Source organism: Acinetobacter sp. YH12108 (assembly GCF_013419055.1).
Taxonomy (GTDB): Bacteria; Pseudomonadota; Gammaproteobacteria; order Pseudomonadales; family Moraxellaceae; genus Acinetobacter.
Genome location: NZ_VPAW01000005.1, coordinates 71564 through 87058, shown reverse-complemented (window position 1 = coordinate 87058; position 15495 = coordinate 71564). Strand labels below are relative to the sequence as shown.

At 43.4% G+C, this 15495-nt stretch carries 11 protein-coding genes and 2 tRNA genes; 7 read left to right on the top strand and 6 right to left on the bottom strand.

The genetic code is table 11. From position 1 onward, the window contains the following. Nucleotides 1–22: 22 nt before the first annotated feature. The 5 genes from FTU46_RS04240 to FTU46_RS04220 all read left to right on the top strand — a co-directional run bounded on the left by FTU46_RS04240 (nucleotide 23) and on the right by FTU46_RS04220 (nucleotide 8127). Nucleotides 23–733 (top strand): 16S rRNA (uracil(1498)-N(3))-methyltransferase, encoded by a 711-nt coding sequence (locus FTU46_RS04240; protein WP_180010634.1) that lies wholly within the window; start codon nucleotides 23–25, stop codon nucleotides 731–733. 177 nt (nucleotides 734–910) lie between these two features. Next, nucleotides 911–3787 (top strand): bifunctional diguanylate cyclase/phosphodiesterase, encoded by a 2877-nt coding sequence (locus FTU46_RS04235; protein WP_180104413.1) that lies wholly within the window; start codon nucleotides 911–913, stop codon nucleotides 3785–3787. A 141-nt stretch (nucleotides 3788–3928) separates the two neighbouring features. Then, nucleotides 3929–6208, top strand: a complete 2280-nt coding sequence (locus FTU46_RS04230; protein ID WP_005236761.1) for an NADP-dependent malic enzyme — start codon at nucleotides 3929–3931, stop codon at nucleotides 6206–6208. A gap of 83 nt (nucleotides 6209–6291) precedes the next feature. Continuing rightward, nucleotides 6292–7524: a multifunctional CCA addition/repair protein gene (locus FTU46_RS04225; RefSeq protein WP_180104412.1), complete on the top strand. Its 1233-nt coding sequence runs from the start codon at nucleotides 6292–6294 to the stop codon at nucleotides 7522–7524. 162 nt (nucleotides 7525–7686) lie between these two features. After that, the gene (locus FTU46_RS04220) at nucleotides 7687–8127 is read left to right on the top strand and encodes a GNAT family N-acetyltransferase (protein WP_180104411.1); all 441 of its coding nucleotides are present in this window, start codon (nucleotides 7687–7689) and stop codon (nucleotides 8125–8127) included. A gap of 39 nt (nucleotides 8128–8166) precedes the next feature. Here the strand turns inward: FTU46_RS04220 and epmA are convergent, their stop codons facing one another. The 3 genes from epmA to FTU46_RS04205 all read right to left on the bottom strand — a co-directional run bounded on the left by epmA (nucleotide 8167) and on the right by FTU46_RS04205 (nucleotide 11646). Next, nucleotides 8167–9147, bottom strand: coding sequence for an EF-P lysine aminoacylase EpmA (gene epmA, locus FTU46_RS04215; protein WP_180104410.1), 981 nt, complete (start codon nucleotides 9145–9147; stop codon nucleotides 8167–8169). Continuing rightward, nucleotides 9144–10211: a 4-phosphoerythronate dehydrogenase gene (locus FTU46_RS04210; protein ID WP_180104409.1), complete on the bottom strand. Its 1068-nt coding sequence runs from the start codon at nucleotides 10209–10211 to the stop codon at nucleotides 9144–9146. The genes epmA and FTU46_RS04210 overlap by 4 nt, the downstream gene beginning before the upstream one ends. A gap of 211 nt (nucleotides 10212–10422) precedes the next feature. Next, nucleotides 10423–11646 (bottom strand): acyl-CoA dehydrogenase, encoded by a 1224-nt coding sequence (locus FTU46_RS04205; protein ID WP_180104408.1) that lies wholly within the window; start codon nucleotides 11644–11646, stop codon nucleotides 10423–10425. A 261-nt stretch (nucleotides 11647–11907) separates the two neighbouring features. Between FTU46_RS04205 and FTU46_RS04200 the strand changes: the two genes are divergently transcribed. After that, nucleotides 11908–12861 carry a LysR substrate-binding domain-containing protein gene (locus FTU46_RS04200; RefSeq protein ID WP_179992801.1) on the top strand — a complete coding sequence of 318 codons (954 nt, stop codon included), beginning with the start codon at nucleotides 11908–11910 and terminating at the stop codon, nucleotides 12859–12861. Nucleotides 12862–12916: 55 nt separating this feature from the next. On the opposite strand, the gene FTU46_RS04195 is transcribed toward FTU46_RS04200, so the two are convergent. The 3 genes from FTU46_RS04195 to greB all read right to left on the bottom strand — a co-directional run bounded on the left by FTU46_RS04195 (nucleotide 12917) and on the right by greB (nucleotide 13941). Further along, a tRNA-Ser gene (locus FTU46_RS04195) sits at nucleotides 12917–13007 on the bottom strand. Nucleotides 13008–13267: 260 nt separating this feature from the next. Next, a tRNA-Ser gene (locus tag FTU46_RS04190) sits at nucleotides 13268–13358 on the bottom strand. Between the two features lie 88 nt (nucleotides 13359–13446). After that, the gene (greB, locus tag FTU46_RS04185) at nucleotides 13447–13941 is read right to left on the bottom strand and encodes a transcription elongation factor GreB (RefSeq protein WP_159123487.1); all 495 of its coding nucleotides are present in this window, start codon (nucleotides 13939–13941) and stop codon (nucleotides 13447–13449) included. A gap of 364 nt (nucleotides 13942–14305) precedes the next feature. On the opposite strand from greB, the gene FTU46_RS04180 reads away from it, so the two are divergent. Further along, the gene (locus FTU46_RS04180) at nucleotides 14306–15421 is read left to right on the top strand and encodes a transglycosylase SLT domain-containing protein (protein WP_179992802.1); all 1116 of its coding nucleotides are present in this window, start codon (nucleotides 14306–14308) and stop codon (nucleotides 15419–15421) included. The last annotated feature ends 74 nt before the right edge of the window (nucleotides 15422–15495 follow it).

The window sequence follows — 15495 nt, the reverse complement described above, 5'->3', positions numbered from 1 at the left end:
CTGATTTGAGAGTAAAACTTTAATGCCACGTTTTTTTATTGAAGCTGATTTAGCAGTAGATACCACTGTAGAACTGACTGAAACAGTGTTTCATCATTGGGTTAAAGTTTTACGTGCTCAAGTCGGCGAAAAAGCCACCCTGTTCAATGGACAAGGTGGCGAATATGAAGTTGAACTGGTTGAAGTTTCCAAAAAGTCGGCTGCTGTACAGGTCAATAGTTATAACCCTACTGATCGCACACCAAAATTTAAAGCCTTGCTTGGCCAAGTCATGAGTAAAGGTGACCGCATGGATTATGCGATCCAGAAAGCGGTCGAACTGGGTGTATCTGAAATTCAGCTTTTAACCTCTGAACGCTGTGAGATGCGCCTGAAATACGACCGCGACCAGAAAAAACTGGATCATTGGCAAGGTGTGGCGATTGCCGCTTGCGAACAGTGTGGAATGAATATTGTTCCTAAAATTTTAGCGCCAATGTCACTTGAAAAATGGCTGGAAACTGATCTTCCTACTACCAAACTGGTGCTAGCGCCAAATAAAGAAGAAATTGATGTTCTGGTGAATGCCACGCCGGATATTGCCTTGCTGATTGGCCCTGAAGGCGGCTTGAGTGAAGCAGAAATCCTAGCGGCGAATGCGCAAGGCTTTGTCAATTGGTGTATTGGTGAACGTGTCCTGCGTACCGAAACTGCTCCTGTCGTTGCTCTCTCAATTTTGAATTACACTATTTAAGCGGTCAAAATTGTAAAATTTAGTTATTAATTTTATTGATTTTTATTTATAAGCACTCTACTCTTGAGTCAATAATAATGAAACACATATTGATTGATTTAAGAATCATTCAGGCTTGAATAAAAATTAAAATCTAGGATAAAAACCGTTCAGGACGAATACAAGGCACTTAATTATATGATTGATAATCAAGAGGCTTATATCAAAGAGCACTTGCATCGTGCTCAGATTGCGAACACGCTTCGACATAGCCGATATTTTCTGTTAAGTATCATGATTATTTGCCTCTATATTTTCTGTGTTTATCACATTCAATATAGCTTATCGAATAGTTATTTTAATCTCTGGTTTATCCTGACTGAAATTACCGTCAGCATGTGCTGGCTCATCAATACCCTGTATTTTAAGCCTGAACAATATCAACTAAAAAATGCGCATTACTGGTTACAAATTCAGAGCCTTGCGGTAGGTTGCTGTATCGCTTCCGGTATTTCCCTGATTTATTATTACTTGCCGCAGGCCAATATTAAGTTTGATGAAATAGAAGCACTGACTCTATCAGCCTTGCTATTAATCGTGACTCAAGCTTTCGGTCTGACTTATTTAACCCAGAAGCTCAGTTATTTTTCACTGGTATTTTTGCCTTCATTGGTACCCTTTTTACTCTTTCAATTTTTTCATATCTCAGGTGCCAATCCAGTCTTTGGTCTAGCCTTAAATTTTGCAGTCATTGTGATCCTGCTCTGTGCCAATAGTACCTATCGTATTCATACCCGTACTTCCCGCCTTTATGCAGAAAATGAATTGCTGGTGAATAATGCCGAACAGCAGGTCGCCTGGACGGATGAACTGTGCAAACAGTTACAGACTGAAGTCAATAAATCAAAAGATATCGAACTGGAGCTACAGCTCAGCAATCAGTTACTGGAACAGAAAGTTCGTGAACGTACTTATGATATCGGACAGATTAATATTGATCTGAAAAACCAGCAGCAAAACCTTGAGCTGACCCATGAAATCGCCGGCATCCGTCCATGGGACTGGAATATCAAAGACCGCAGTATTTTGCTGACCAATCATAAAGATGAGAAGGTACAACGGAAATCCAGTGAGCATCATTTGCAGTTACAACATATGATTCATCCCGATGATCTGGCTGCATTCAAAAGCAATATGAAACAGCATCTGCGTGGGAAAACTGAGCGCTATGAAGTAACTTACCGGATTCAGCAAGCGCCGGGAGTCTGGAGTTGGGTACATGATGTAGGTCGGGTGATCAGTCGCGATCCCGAAACTCACCGTCCTTTACGCATGGTGGGAATTTTGCGTGATATTCAACAGGAACGTAGTTCTCAAGAACGCCTGAAACTGGCAGCCAGTGTAATTGAGCAAGCAGCTGAAGGGATCTTCATCCTAAATGATGAATTACGTTATATCGAAGTGAACCCTTATTTCGAAAATTTGTCCGGTTTTGAACGTAATGACATCTTGGGTAAATATCTATTTGATATTACTGCGAGTCATAAGTCACAGCAGCGCAGCATTCATTCCAATATCATCAAACAAGTTGTGAAAATCGGTTCTTTTGATGGCGAACTGAGTGAGAAATTCCTGTCTGGCAAAGAGATGCCACTCTGGTTACATATCAATGCAATTACCGATGATGAAGGCCGTATCACTCACTATATCGGCATTGTTTCTGATCTGACTGAGCGTAAATTACAGGAACAGCGCCTGTCTTATCTGGAAAACTATGACACGCTGACTGATTTGCCAAACCGTTTTTACTATAACTACCAGCTGCATCAGTATCTGATGACACAAAAAGATTCCATCAAGAAAATGGCGGTGATCCGACTCAATATCGACCGTTTCCGTCCATTGAATGAATATCTGTCTAATAATGGCGGTGATGAGCTGTTGCGTCAGGTGGCACAACGCTTACGTCTGACCAATGCTGAAGCTCTATTTGTTGCTCATCTAAATGGCGATGACTTTGCGATTTTGTATGAAATCTCGCATATTCGCCCTTCTGTACAAGAACATTGTCAACGTATTGCTGAAGCTTTCCAGGCTCCTTTCCATATTTTCGGCCAAGATTATGTGATTACCCTGTCGATGGGTGTAGCCTTCTATCCAGATCATGGTCGTCAGTTAGACTATTTAAATAACTGTGCAGAACAGGCGCTGAGTGAAGCCAAAAATCTAGGCGGGAATACTATCCATTTTTACTCCAATGAAAATACAGCTTTGCTAGAGCAAGGAATTTTCATTGAACGCGATCTGCGTAAAGCCATCCAAAATGGCGAACTCGTAGTTTATTATCAGCCGAAAATTAATTTCAATGACCAGCATATTTATGGCTTTGAAGCTTTAGTGCGCTGGAAACATCCAGAAAAAGGCATCATCCCACCTAGCTTGTTTATTCCTTTAGCCGAACAGACCAGCCTGATTTCCGAGATCGGCCGTCTGGTGATTCAGCAAACTGCCAAACAGATTCGTGAATGGAATGATCTTGGCTTTCATAATATCTGTGTCTCTGTGAATATCGTGGCACAGCAACTGCGTCGTGGTCAGTTACTCGATGATCTGGATCAGGCCATTAGCGAAAACCAGATTTCTGGCACCAGTCTGGAACTGGAAATTACTGAATCTTCACTGATTGAAAACTCTGAATCTGTCAAAAATCTGCTGAACCAGATCAAGCAGCGCCAGATTAATATCTCGCTGGATGACTTCGGAACCGGTTATTCTTCTTTGTCCTATCTTGCCGATTTTCCTATTGACATTCTCAAAATTGACCGCAGTTTTGTCTCTAAAATTGGCGAACATAAACAGGAAGCGATTGTCAGCGCCATGGTTGCGATGGGTAAAGCCATGGGCATGACTGTCGTCGCTGAAGGTATTGAAACTGAAGAACAGCTGCAATATCTGCGTGATTTAGATTGTGATATTGCCCAAGGCTACTTCTTCTCCAAGCCATTGCCGGAACTGGAAGCAACTGCATATTTAGAACAGAATCGCGTCGCTGAAACTTATATATATCAAGTCTAAGTCTATATCTACCTCGAATAAGATTGTCGCAAAAATGGTCGACTTTGACTGGGCTAAGTGCTTAACAAATGTTATATTCAGAGCCATAAATGCAATTTTTTACCCGCTTTCTGGGTAATCTTTACAACGATAGAGATACAGATGGACGAACAATCTTTAAAGCAGCAGGCTCTTTACTATCACGAATTCCCTACTCCAGGAAAAATCAGCGTTACACCAAGCAAACAATTGGTCAACCAACGTGACTTAGCCCTTGCTTACTCGCCTGGCGTTGCCGCACCATGTCTTGAGATTGAACGCGATCCTTCAACAGCTGCACTTTATACCGCACGCGGTAACCTGGTTGCAGTGGTCAGTAACGGTACAGCAGTTCTTGGTTTGGGTAATATTGGCCCACTGGCGTCTAAACCGGTCATGGAAGGTAAAGGCGTACTGTTCAAAAAATTTGCGGGTGTTGATGTATTCGATATCGAAATTGCTGAAAATGATCCAGACAAGATTGTTGATATTGTCGCTTCTCTAGAGCCCACTTTTGGCGGGATCAACCTGGAAGACATTAAGGCTCCAGAATGTTTCTATATTGAACAGAAACTTCGTGAACGCATGAAAATCCCTGTGTTCCACGATGACCAGCATGGTACTTCAATCATTGTAGGTTCTGCTCTTCTGAATGCTTTGCAATTAAACGGCAAAAAAATTGATGAAATCAAGATCATTGCTTCAGGTGCCGGCGCTGCTGCCCTGTCTTGCTTGAACTTGCTTTGTGCCCTTGGCGCGAAAAAAGAAAATATCATCGTTGCTGACTCACGTGGTCTATTAACAACTAAACGTGAAGGTCTGGACGAATCTAAAAAAGCATATGTACAAGACATTGATGCCTCTCAGATCGGTGACGTGATTGCAGGTGCAGACATGTTCCTGGGTCTTTCTGCAGCCGGTATTCTCACCAAAGAAATGGTGAAACTGATGGCCAAAGATCCAATTATCTTTGCCTTGGCGAACCCGGATCCAGAAATTCTGCCTGAACATGCACACGAAATTCGTGATGACGTCATCATGGCGACTGGCCGTTCTGACTATCCGAACCAGGTAAACAATGCACTGTGCTTCCCTTACATCTTCCGCGGTGCATTAGACGTTGGTGCCACCACCATTAATGAAGAAATGAAAATTGCCTGCGTACACGCGATTGCACGTATGGCACACGTAGAAGCAGATGCTGCATCTTATGGCGAAAAATCAGCTTCTTTCGGCCGTGATTACCTGATTCCTGGTCCACTGGATCAACGCCTGATTCTGGAAATTGCGCCTGCAGTTGCACAAGCTGCAATGGATTCTGGCGTGGCGACTCGTCCGATTCAGGATTTCTCGGCATATCGTCAACGTCTGTCTGAGTTTGTTTACAACTCAGCCTTCATGATGAAACCAATCTTTGCACAAGCTAAAACAGATCCTAAACGTATCGCTTATGCAGAAGGTGAAGACCTGCGTGTACTTCGTGCTGCACAAATTGCAGTGGATGAAGGCTTGGCAAAACCGATTCTGGTAGGTCGTCCAGCAGTCATCGAAGCCAATATCAAGAAATTAGGCTTACGTCTTGAAGATGGTGTGAATATCACTATCGTGGATCAGGAAAAGAACCCAGATTACGAAAAATTTGCAGACGACTATTACAACCTGATGCAACGCAAAGGTGTAACGCCTGAATATGCACACCGTGAAGCGCGTCGCCGTTCTACCCTGATCGCTGCGATGCTGGTTCGTCATGGCATGGCGGACGGTATGTTATGTGGTACTTACTCAAGCTATGACATCCATCTGGACTTTGTCAGCAATGTCATCGGCAAACAGGATGGCCATAATACCTTCTTCACCTTAAACGCATTAATGCTTGAAGAGCGCAACCTGTTTATCGCGGATACCTACATCAACCGTAATCCAACGGCTGAACAGCTTGCTGAGATGACGATTCTGGCTGCTGAAGAAGTACGTCGTTTCGGTATTACTCCACGTGTTGCCCTACTTTCTCACTCTAGCTTCGGTTCAGACCAGCACGATGCCAGCGCACAAAAAATGCGCCGTGTATATGAAATCCTTTCTGAAACTGCACCTGAGCTTGAAGTTGAAGGTGAAATGCATGGTGATGCAGCACTGGACGAAAATATCCGTCAGTTTGCATTCCCGAACTCTCGTTTCAAAGGTTCTGCAAACTTGCTGATCATGCCAAATCTGGATGCAGCCAATATTTCGTTTAACCTGTTAAAAGCAACTTCAGGTAATAACGTGACCATTGGTCCTATCCTGCTTGGTGCTGCGAAACCTGTTCATATCCTGACACCAACTGCAACGACTCGTCGCGTAGTGAATATGACTGCGTTAACTGTCGCTGAAATTCAGGAAGCAGAAAAAAACGCGCTTTAAAGAATGTACGCATCAGCGTAACTTCTTGACTTGAGAAAACCTCTATTCTGTAGCATGATGCTTGTAAGAATAGAGGTTTTTTCATGCAAGTTTATTTAGTAGGCGGTGCAGTTCGGGATCATTTACTTGGACACCCCTATCACGAAAAAGATTATGTGGTTGTCGGCGCGACGCCGGAACAATTGCTTGCTAAAGGTTTTCAACCTGTTGGCAAGGACTTCCCTGTTTTTCTTCATCCTGAAACCAAAGACGAATATGCTCTGGCACGTACCGAACGCAAGTCTGGCTATGGTTATCATGGTTTCGAATTTTATACCGATATTAGTGTTACCTTGGAAGAGGATCTGATCCGCCGTGACCTGACCATCAACGCCATGGCCATGGATGATTCAGGTAAGATTTATGATCCTTATGGCGGTCAAAAAGATCTGGCTGATCGTGTACTGCGTCATGTATCAGAAGCTTTTGTCGAAGATCCTTTACGTGTTTTAAGGATTGCCCGCTTTGCTGCGCGTTATCAACATCAGGGTTTTAGCATTGCAGAAGAAACGTTGGTGCTGATGAAGCAGCTGGCGGAATCGGGCGAGCTTAATGCATTGACACCTGAGCGGGTCTGGAAAGAAACCACACGCGCACTGATGGAACAGGATGCAGATGTGTATTTTGAAGTATTACGTAGTTGTGGTGCTTTAAAAGTGCTGTTCCCGGAACTGGATGCCTTATATGGCATTCCGCAACGTCCTGAATATCATCCGGAAATTGACTGTGGTATTCATACCATGATGTCTTTACAGCAAGCCTGCCGCCAAAATTATAGTCTGGATGTTCGTTTTGCAGTTCTGGTTCATGACCTGGGTAAGGCATTAACCCCTGTTGAAGAATTGCCACGCCATATCATGCATGAAGAACGTGGGATCAAACCGGTAAATGAGCTATGTGAACGTTTAAGAGTTCCAACTCATACCAAACAGCTGGCATTGGCAGTTTGTAAAGAACACTTAAAATGTCACCAGGCTTTTAACTTAAAACCTGGCACTTTATGGCGTTTATTACAGCGTCTGGATGTATTGCGTCGTCCTGAACGTGTTGAAGCGTTTGTACAGGCCTGTGAATGTGACTCTCGCGGTCGCTTGGGTCTGGAAAATCGTGCTTATCCTCAGGCTCAATATGTGCTGGATGCCATGCAGGTCGTACGTAGCATTAAAGCACAAGACTTGCCTCCAGAGATTCAAGGTCCGGATATTGGTGAAATGCTGATTGAAAGACGGATTGCGGCTTTGGCAGAACTGAAAGAACAGCATAGTGCCATACTTTAAACATCAGGCTCCTTCGGGAGCCTTTTTAATATCTCAAATCTCACTCATCTCGATTTTCTATATAAATAGCAGTAATTCTTTGAAGCTACCGTGTACTTGCAACACTTAAGCACAGTAAATATTGATTATGATTGATATTATTTTTAGCTAAGAACATGTCTAATGACTTATCTCATCCGTCAACTGGATCTTGAAAAAGACCTGCATGACGTTCATCAACTCACGATTCAGCTTGGCTATCCCTCTACGCTGGAAAAGATCAAACAGCGTTGGGAGCATCTCCATCAAAACAGTCATTATCAGACACTGATTATAGAACAGGATTCACATGTGATCGGCTATGCCGGTTTTATTCAGGAATACACCTGGGAATTTGACGGTGGATATTTAAGGATTCAGGTTTTTGTAATTGATCAGGCCTATCGTGGAAAAGGTATAGGCAAGCAATTAATGGCTGCTATTGAACAGATTGCAAAAGAGCAAGGCTTCAAGATGATTCAGCTCAACAGCGGAAATCGCGAAGAACGCTATCCTGCGCATGCCTTTTATCAAGGACTGGGATTTGACAGTTACAGTATTGGATTTCGCAAGCATCTGGAATGATCAGCCAGTCATAACCAGCTGATCAATCGTGGATTTAATTTATGAAATTTCAGCAGGGAAAGTAATCACTTTTTCCAATTTCATCTGATTGGTTGCAATCATCAGCAAGCGATCAAGACCCAGGGCAATACCTGAACATTCCGGCATTTGTGGCAATGCCGCCAGCAAATACTCATCAATCGGCATGACATGCAAGCCAAGCACTGCCCGTTCTGCATTATCTGCTTCAAAGCGGGAACGCAAAACTTCAGCATCAATCAGCTCATCATAAGCATTGGCCAGTTCCAGCCCTTCGATATACAACTCGAAACGGGCCGCAACCAGTTCCCCATCTTCATCGATTCTGGTTTTAGCCAATGATGCCAGTTCCGGTGGGAAATCTGTCAGAAATACAGCCGTATCGAAACCCAGGCTTGGCTCGACCATATGCGAGAATAAAAGGTCGATATACCCTAAACGGTCATCCCCCAAGTCCAGATTGAGACCTACCCGGCGACAGCAATCTTTGAGTTGCTGCAAAGTGGCCTGTAAAGGATTGAGATCCAGGCGATCCATAAAGGCATGTTTATAGCTGAGTACAGTGGGACGGATTTCCCCAAAACGGGCCTTAAGCGTCACATTTAACAGATCCGTCACTTCAAACATCAGATCTTTCAGACTAAAGGCCGGACGATACCATTCCAGCATGCTGAATTCACTATTGTGCTTGCGGCCGTGTTCATCATCCCGAAACACTTTACAGATCTGGTAAATTGGCCCACTACCGCTGGCCAATAAACGTTTCATGGCAAATTCAGGTGACGTCTGTAAATAATGTGTGCTCAATTTACCCATGACATGACGCTGGGCCTGAATCGAAGCCAGATGCACATCGGTCACACCAGCCTGAGATAAAATCGGTGTTTCTACTTCCAGTACTTCACGTTCAGCAAAAAACTGACGGAGCTGGGCATACATGTTGGCACGCGCTTTAATGGCTTTTAAGTCGCAGGTCGGTTGATAAGATACAGTTTGACTCATGCCTTTGGCCCTCCATGAGCGGCCCATTCACGGCGTAAAGGATAAGTCTTGCGTAAATGATCAAATGCTTTCTGATCGACTTTGCCATCTTTTAAACAGGCACGCAGATTGGCATCATCACGGGCAATATCATAGATCTGGGATAAATGCTGTTGCAGCGCCAGTTTTAAATCCTGGTTCTGGAAAAACTGTTCACAAACAGGCAGCTGACTTTCAAACTGCTTTTTAATTTCAAAGCCGAAAGTCTGGCAAAATGCCTCGTAAATCATTTGAGTACCGCGTGCCTTACCTTCCAGACTATAACCTGCAATATGCGGTGTCACCAAAGTAATCAGATTCAGTAGCTGTTCAGAAATTTCCGGTTCATGCTCAAAGACATCCAGTACAACCTGACGTTGAGTTGCCTGAATATCAGCAATTAGCGCCGCTTCTTCAACAATTGGCCCACGCGCCGAATTAATTAAAATGGCTTCAGGCTTCATTTGTCTAAGTGCAGCAGCATTAATCAAATGATAAGTCGGATGCTGACCTGTTTTGGTTAAAGGTACATGAATGGAAATAGCATCTGCGTTCTTTAGCAGTTCTTCAAATTCAACCTGATGAACCTGATCGCGCTGTACAAACGGATCGTAGGCAATCACATTCCAGCCCAGCAGTTTGACCATTGTTGCTAAACGTGAACCGACATTTCCTAGACCGACAATGCCCAAGGTGAATTCTTTATTTGCATTGATCAATTGGGGTTGTAAATATAATAGAGCCGTAATCACATATTCAGCCACCGCCTGTGCATTACAGCCAGGTGCATTGCTCCAGCGGATGTTCTGTTGTTCTAGTGCAGCAATGTCCAAATGATCTGTACCAATAGTAGCACTGCCGACAAATTTAATCTGACTGTCCTGTACAAGTGCTGCATTGACTTTGGTCACGGAACGGACCAATAAAGCCTCTGCATCTTTTACATCTTCCGCAGTGAGAGTTCTTCCTGCACGATGCTGAATATCGCCAAATTCTGCAAAGAAATAATCGGTAAATGCCAGATTTTCATCTGCGACAATTTTCATAATCTGTTCCAATGACTGAATCTGTCTATCATACCGCGTCAACCGGGATGTGACTATTTTCACTCAAGCTTTAGATGAATTCTTGCAAACATAGAGATATAAAAAATGCCGAAGTCAAACATCGCTTCGGCAAAGGAGTGTAATTGGAGTAAGAAAATGACGCAGGATTAGGCTATTGAAAACTATACCCTGCACGAAAAAGTTTTCTCTTTTAATTGGAGAAAGCAGCAATACCTGTTTGCGCACGACCAAGAATCAAGGCGTGTACATCATGGGTACCTTCATAAGTGTTGACCACTTCCAGGTTTACCAGATGACGTGCCACACCAAATTCATCAGAGATCCCGTTACCGCCCATCATGTCACGTGCTAAGCGGGCAATATCCAGTGCTTTACCACAGTTATTACGCTTGATCAGTGAAGTACCTTCAACTGAAGCAATTCCTTCATCTTTCATGCGACCAAAACGTAATGCCACTTGCAGACCTAACGCAATTTCAGTTTGCATGTCTGCCAGTTTTTTCTGGATCAGCTGATTCGCAGCCAATGGACGACCGAACTGTTTACGGTCCATGGTGTATTGATGTGCTGTATGCCAGCAGAATTCAGCTGCACCCATCGCACCCCAAGCAATACCATAACGGGCACTATTCAGACAGGTAAATGGACCTTTTAAACCACGAATTTCCGGGAATGCGTTTTCTTCTGGAACAAAAACATTGTCCATCACGATTTCACCAGTAATCGATGCACGCAGACCGACCTTACCGTGAATCGCTGGTGCAGAAAGCCCTTCCCAGCCTTTTTCCAGAATAAAGCCACGAATGTCACCGACATTGCCTTCAGGAGACACTTCTTTTGCCCAAACTACAAAAACATCTGCAATCGGACTGTTGGTAATCCACATTTTGGCGCCAGTCAGACGGTAACCACCTTCGACTTTCTTGGCACGAGTAATCATGCTACCCGGATCAGAACCATGATCAGGCTCAGTCAGACCGAAACAGCCGATATATTCACCGGTCGCCAGTTTTGGCAAATATTTCTGTTTCTGTTCTTCAGAACCAAATTCATTGATGGGTACCATCACCAGCGAGCTTTGTACGCTGGCCATTGAACGGTAACCTGAATCCACACGTTCTACTTCGCGGGCAATCAGACCATAGCTGACATAATTTAAACCAGCGCCACCGTATTGTTCTGGAATGGTTGGACCCAGCAGACCGAGTTCACCCATTTCACGGAAAATGGTTGGATCTGTTTTCTCATGACGGAACTGCTCTAATACACGCGGCTGTAACTGCCCCTGACAATAGGCACGCGCAGATTCCATGACCATGCGTTCTTCTTCAGTCAGCTGCTGCTCCAGTAAGAACGGATCCTGCCAGTTAAAATAGACTTTGCTGGTTTTCTTAGTATCGACCATTTGATTCATAGTATTCCCTTCCAATCCTTCATCTATCTATTAGATGATGTTGTTTTATCCTTCAGATTGACTCTAGGCATGAATCATGACTTGTTCAAACAATAAATTTGCATGCAGCTATGCACTTTATGCATACCTTATATAAGTCGCTATTTCTAGAAATTATTTTCATAGCTAATTTGCCTATTTTTTATACCAAAGTCGTATAGTAGTATTAGATTGATATACCATTTATTGATATCTGACCATTTTAAGTTCAAGGATGAACAAGTGCGTAGAAAAATACCTTCCCTGCAAGCGCTGATCTGTTTCGAAACTGCTGCACGTCATGCCAGTTATACCTATGCTGCACAGGAACTGTTTTTAACCCAAAGTGCAGTTTCACGCCAGATCCAGCAACTGGAGGAGTATTTAGGCACGGCTTTATTTACCCGTACGCGGCATGGTGTAGAACTCAATCATGCTGGACAGCAATATTTAAAAAGTATCACTCCGCATCTCAAAGGACTGGAACAGTCAACCCTAGACGTCATTACGCATCAAGGGCGCGGCGGTACTTTAAAACTGGGCGTAGTGCCTACGTTTGCGACTCGCTGGCTATTACCTAAACTCCAGAGCTTTAATCGGCTGTATCCTGAAATTACGATACATCTGGAAACCAGCACCCGCCCTTTTCTGTTTCAGGAACAGATTTTCGATGCTGCTATTTATGCAGGAACACCTCAACAGGTCGAACAATGGCCTGGTACGCATAGCCATTTTCTAATGCATGAAGATGTAGTTGCTGTCTGTGCACCTGACCTAATTCAACAGTATTTTCCCGATGCACAGAAGATTAATGACTACAGCTATGACTTAAGTGCTGAACAACTGGTTCAACTCCCTTTATTACAGCAAACCACCCGGCCGAATATCTGGGAAGACTGGTTCAAGCTACATCAGATCCAACACCCAAATCCTTTGCAGGGGCAACGACATGAACTGTTTTCTATGCTCGCTGTAGTGGCTAGCCATGGCATGGGAATGGCCTTGATCCCGCAAATGCTAATTGAAAAAGAATTAAAGCGACAGGAATTGGTGCTGGTATCCAGTAAGACCTTAGAAAAGAAACGAGGCTATTATCTGGTCCATTCCAGTCAGGAAAGCTCACCGCTGATTGAAAAATTTGTTGCATGGATACAACAGGAAATTCAGGGCAGCCTTCCATCTGAGTCTGACCTATAAACCCCAATGATCAGACAATAAAAAACCCCAATCAATGATCGGGGTTTTTCGTATCTGGCGGAAGCGGTGAGATTCGAACTCACGGAGGGGTATAAGCCCTCGTCGGTTTTCAAGACCGGTGCATTAAACCGCTCTGCCACGCTTCCATGGCCGCCATCATATAAATATTTCTGTTTTTTGGCAATAAATTTTCGCAAAACTTCTGTAAAAATCAGTTCATTCAGTTAAAAATCAGACGAAAATTTTAGAGTAGATAAAATTTTATACATAAGATTTAGGGGCTGATATTTTTATTTTCAGAATGAATTTAGCCTTAATGTTCACATCATTTTGAACAATGAAAATTTAAAATCATTTTAATGAGTTAAAAATAAAAACCCCGATCAATGATCGGGGTTTTCGTATCTGGCGGAAGCGGTGAGATTCGAACTCACGGAGGGGTATAAGCCCTCGTCGGTTTTCAAGACCGGTGCATTAAACCGCTCTGCCACGCTTCCATGGCCGCCATCATATAAATAAAAATTGCGCTTGGCAAATATTTTTCCAATTTCTCTGCATCAACTGCACAAAATAAAATCAATTTCATTAATCTTCTGAATTTTCTGGCTTTTCATAGCGAATTGAATTGATAAACCAGAGTTTCTTGCCGGATGGTGTCATCACCTCAGCTTCATCATCCACTGACTTGCCTAACAGGGCACGTGCCATGGGTGAATCAATCGAAATATGCTGCGGATGATGATCATAAATTTCATCGACGCCCACAATCCGAAGGCTCTTTTGCTCACCCTGTTCATTTTCAATTTCGACCCAGGCACCAAAATAAACTTTGCCTTCCTGTTCAGGAGAAAAATCGACAATTCGCAGCTCTTCCAAACGCTTGCCCAGATAACGAACCCGACGATCAATTTTACGTAAAAGCTGTTTGTTATACTGGTAATCTGCGTTTTCCGAACGGTCGCCGAGACTGGCTGCCCAGTTCACTTTTTTGGTAATTTCAGGACGTTCCTCATGCCAGAGATTTTTAAGTTCTGCCACCAATTTGTCGTGTCCACCACGGGTAATCAGGTTAGATTTCATGTGTTTTAATTGCCAATTTTGAACCAGTTTTTAGACATTAAGAGCTTATTTTATTTGGAGTTTTAGGACAAGCCAGAATATGCAATTTTTTTCTTCAATAAATTTAATAACTTAAATTACATTTAAAAAATAAATTATGTACAAAATTTGACAATTCATTTTTTGATCTTTAATATGCACCCTACTTTTGGAATCGCTTATTTTTTAATCTATGTAGTTTTTCTACATATTTCCCGATCAATTTAGTCATTTTTGAATGACGTCATGACTGCCCAACCCTTATTGAATTTATCAAACTTTTAAAAGTTTCTGGCTAGTATTGGCTGTGATTTTTAGGGCATAAATTACTTGTAGCGGAGACAACATGCACAGTAGTTCAACCACTGGGTCGAGGCTTTGCCTTAGCTCTTTTATCTCTTCTCTCCCTGTAAAAGCACTGGTACTGAGTACGGCACTTATCCCCTTTCATAGTATCAATGCCACTAAAACCACATTTCAATATGATCATGTGGTCAATAGCAACAAACTCACCGTCGTCACAGTTCAAAGTCCAACGACTGTGTTTCAGGATGGACAACATCAGCATGGCTTTGGTTATGACCTGGTTCGTAACTATGCCAACAGCCTGAATGTTAAGCTGGATTTTAAAACTGTTCCGGATAATGCCACGGCCCTGAAATGGGTAGCGCAGGGCAAAGCCAATCTGGCCATGACCACCACTGATCTGGGTACGATTGAACAACAGCGTTTAACAGCTTTTTCTGCCACTTGTGGTGATGAGTCTGCACTGGCCAGTAATGGACTGAATTCCAATCTGAATCTGGTATTTAAATCAGCCAGTGATCCCTTGAGTCAAACCGCCAGTGCTTTTGTCTGTCAAGGCAAACAAAGCGGTGCGATCAAGCAGCTTGCATCCTTCTACAATCAGAATGTGGTAGAAGAACATTCTTGGGATGAAATTCAACAGGACCTGAACCAGCGCCTCCCCACATACAAGGCAAGCTTCCAGAAATCTGCTCAGCAGTACGATCTGGACTGGCACCTGCTCGCCGCGATCGGTTACCAGGAATCCTATCTAAAGCCAAACTCCGTATCTCCCACCGGTGTCCGCGGTCTGATGATGCTCACAAGCTCTACCGCAAAAGCGATGGGGGTTAGTAACCGGACAGATCCAGGCGAAAGTATTGATGGGGGTGCCAAATACTATGACCAGATGCTGAGCCGTTATGAACATATCCCTTATCCGGATCGTAACTGGTTTGCTTTAGTTGCCTATAACATGGGCCCAGGTGCTGTGAATCAGCTGCAAAAACGTATTCAGGCCCAAGGCAAGAATCCGAATAACTGGGTAAACCTGTATGCTTATCTGGAACAGAATAAAGCCAGTAATGGTCGTTACCGTCAGGCCCTGCAATACGTGACCCGTATTCGTGCCTATCTGGAACACATCAAGACCACTCCACAGCTGGTGAATATTTAAGCCTGATCATTTCGAATCCAGATATTCAGCTATAAAAAAAAGCTTACCTCAGGGTAAGCTTTTTTGTTACTACA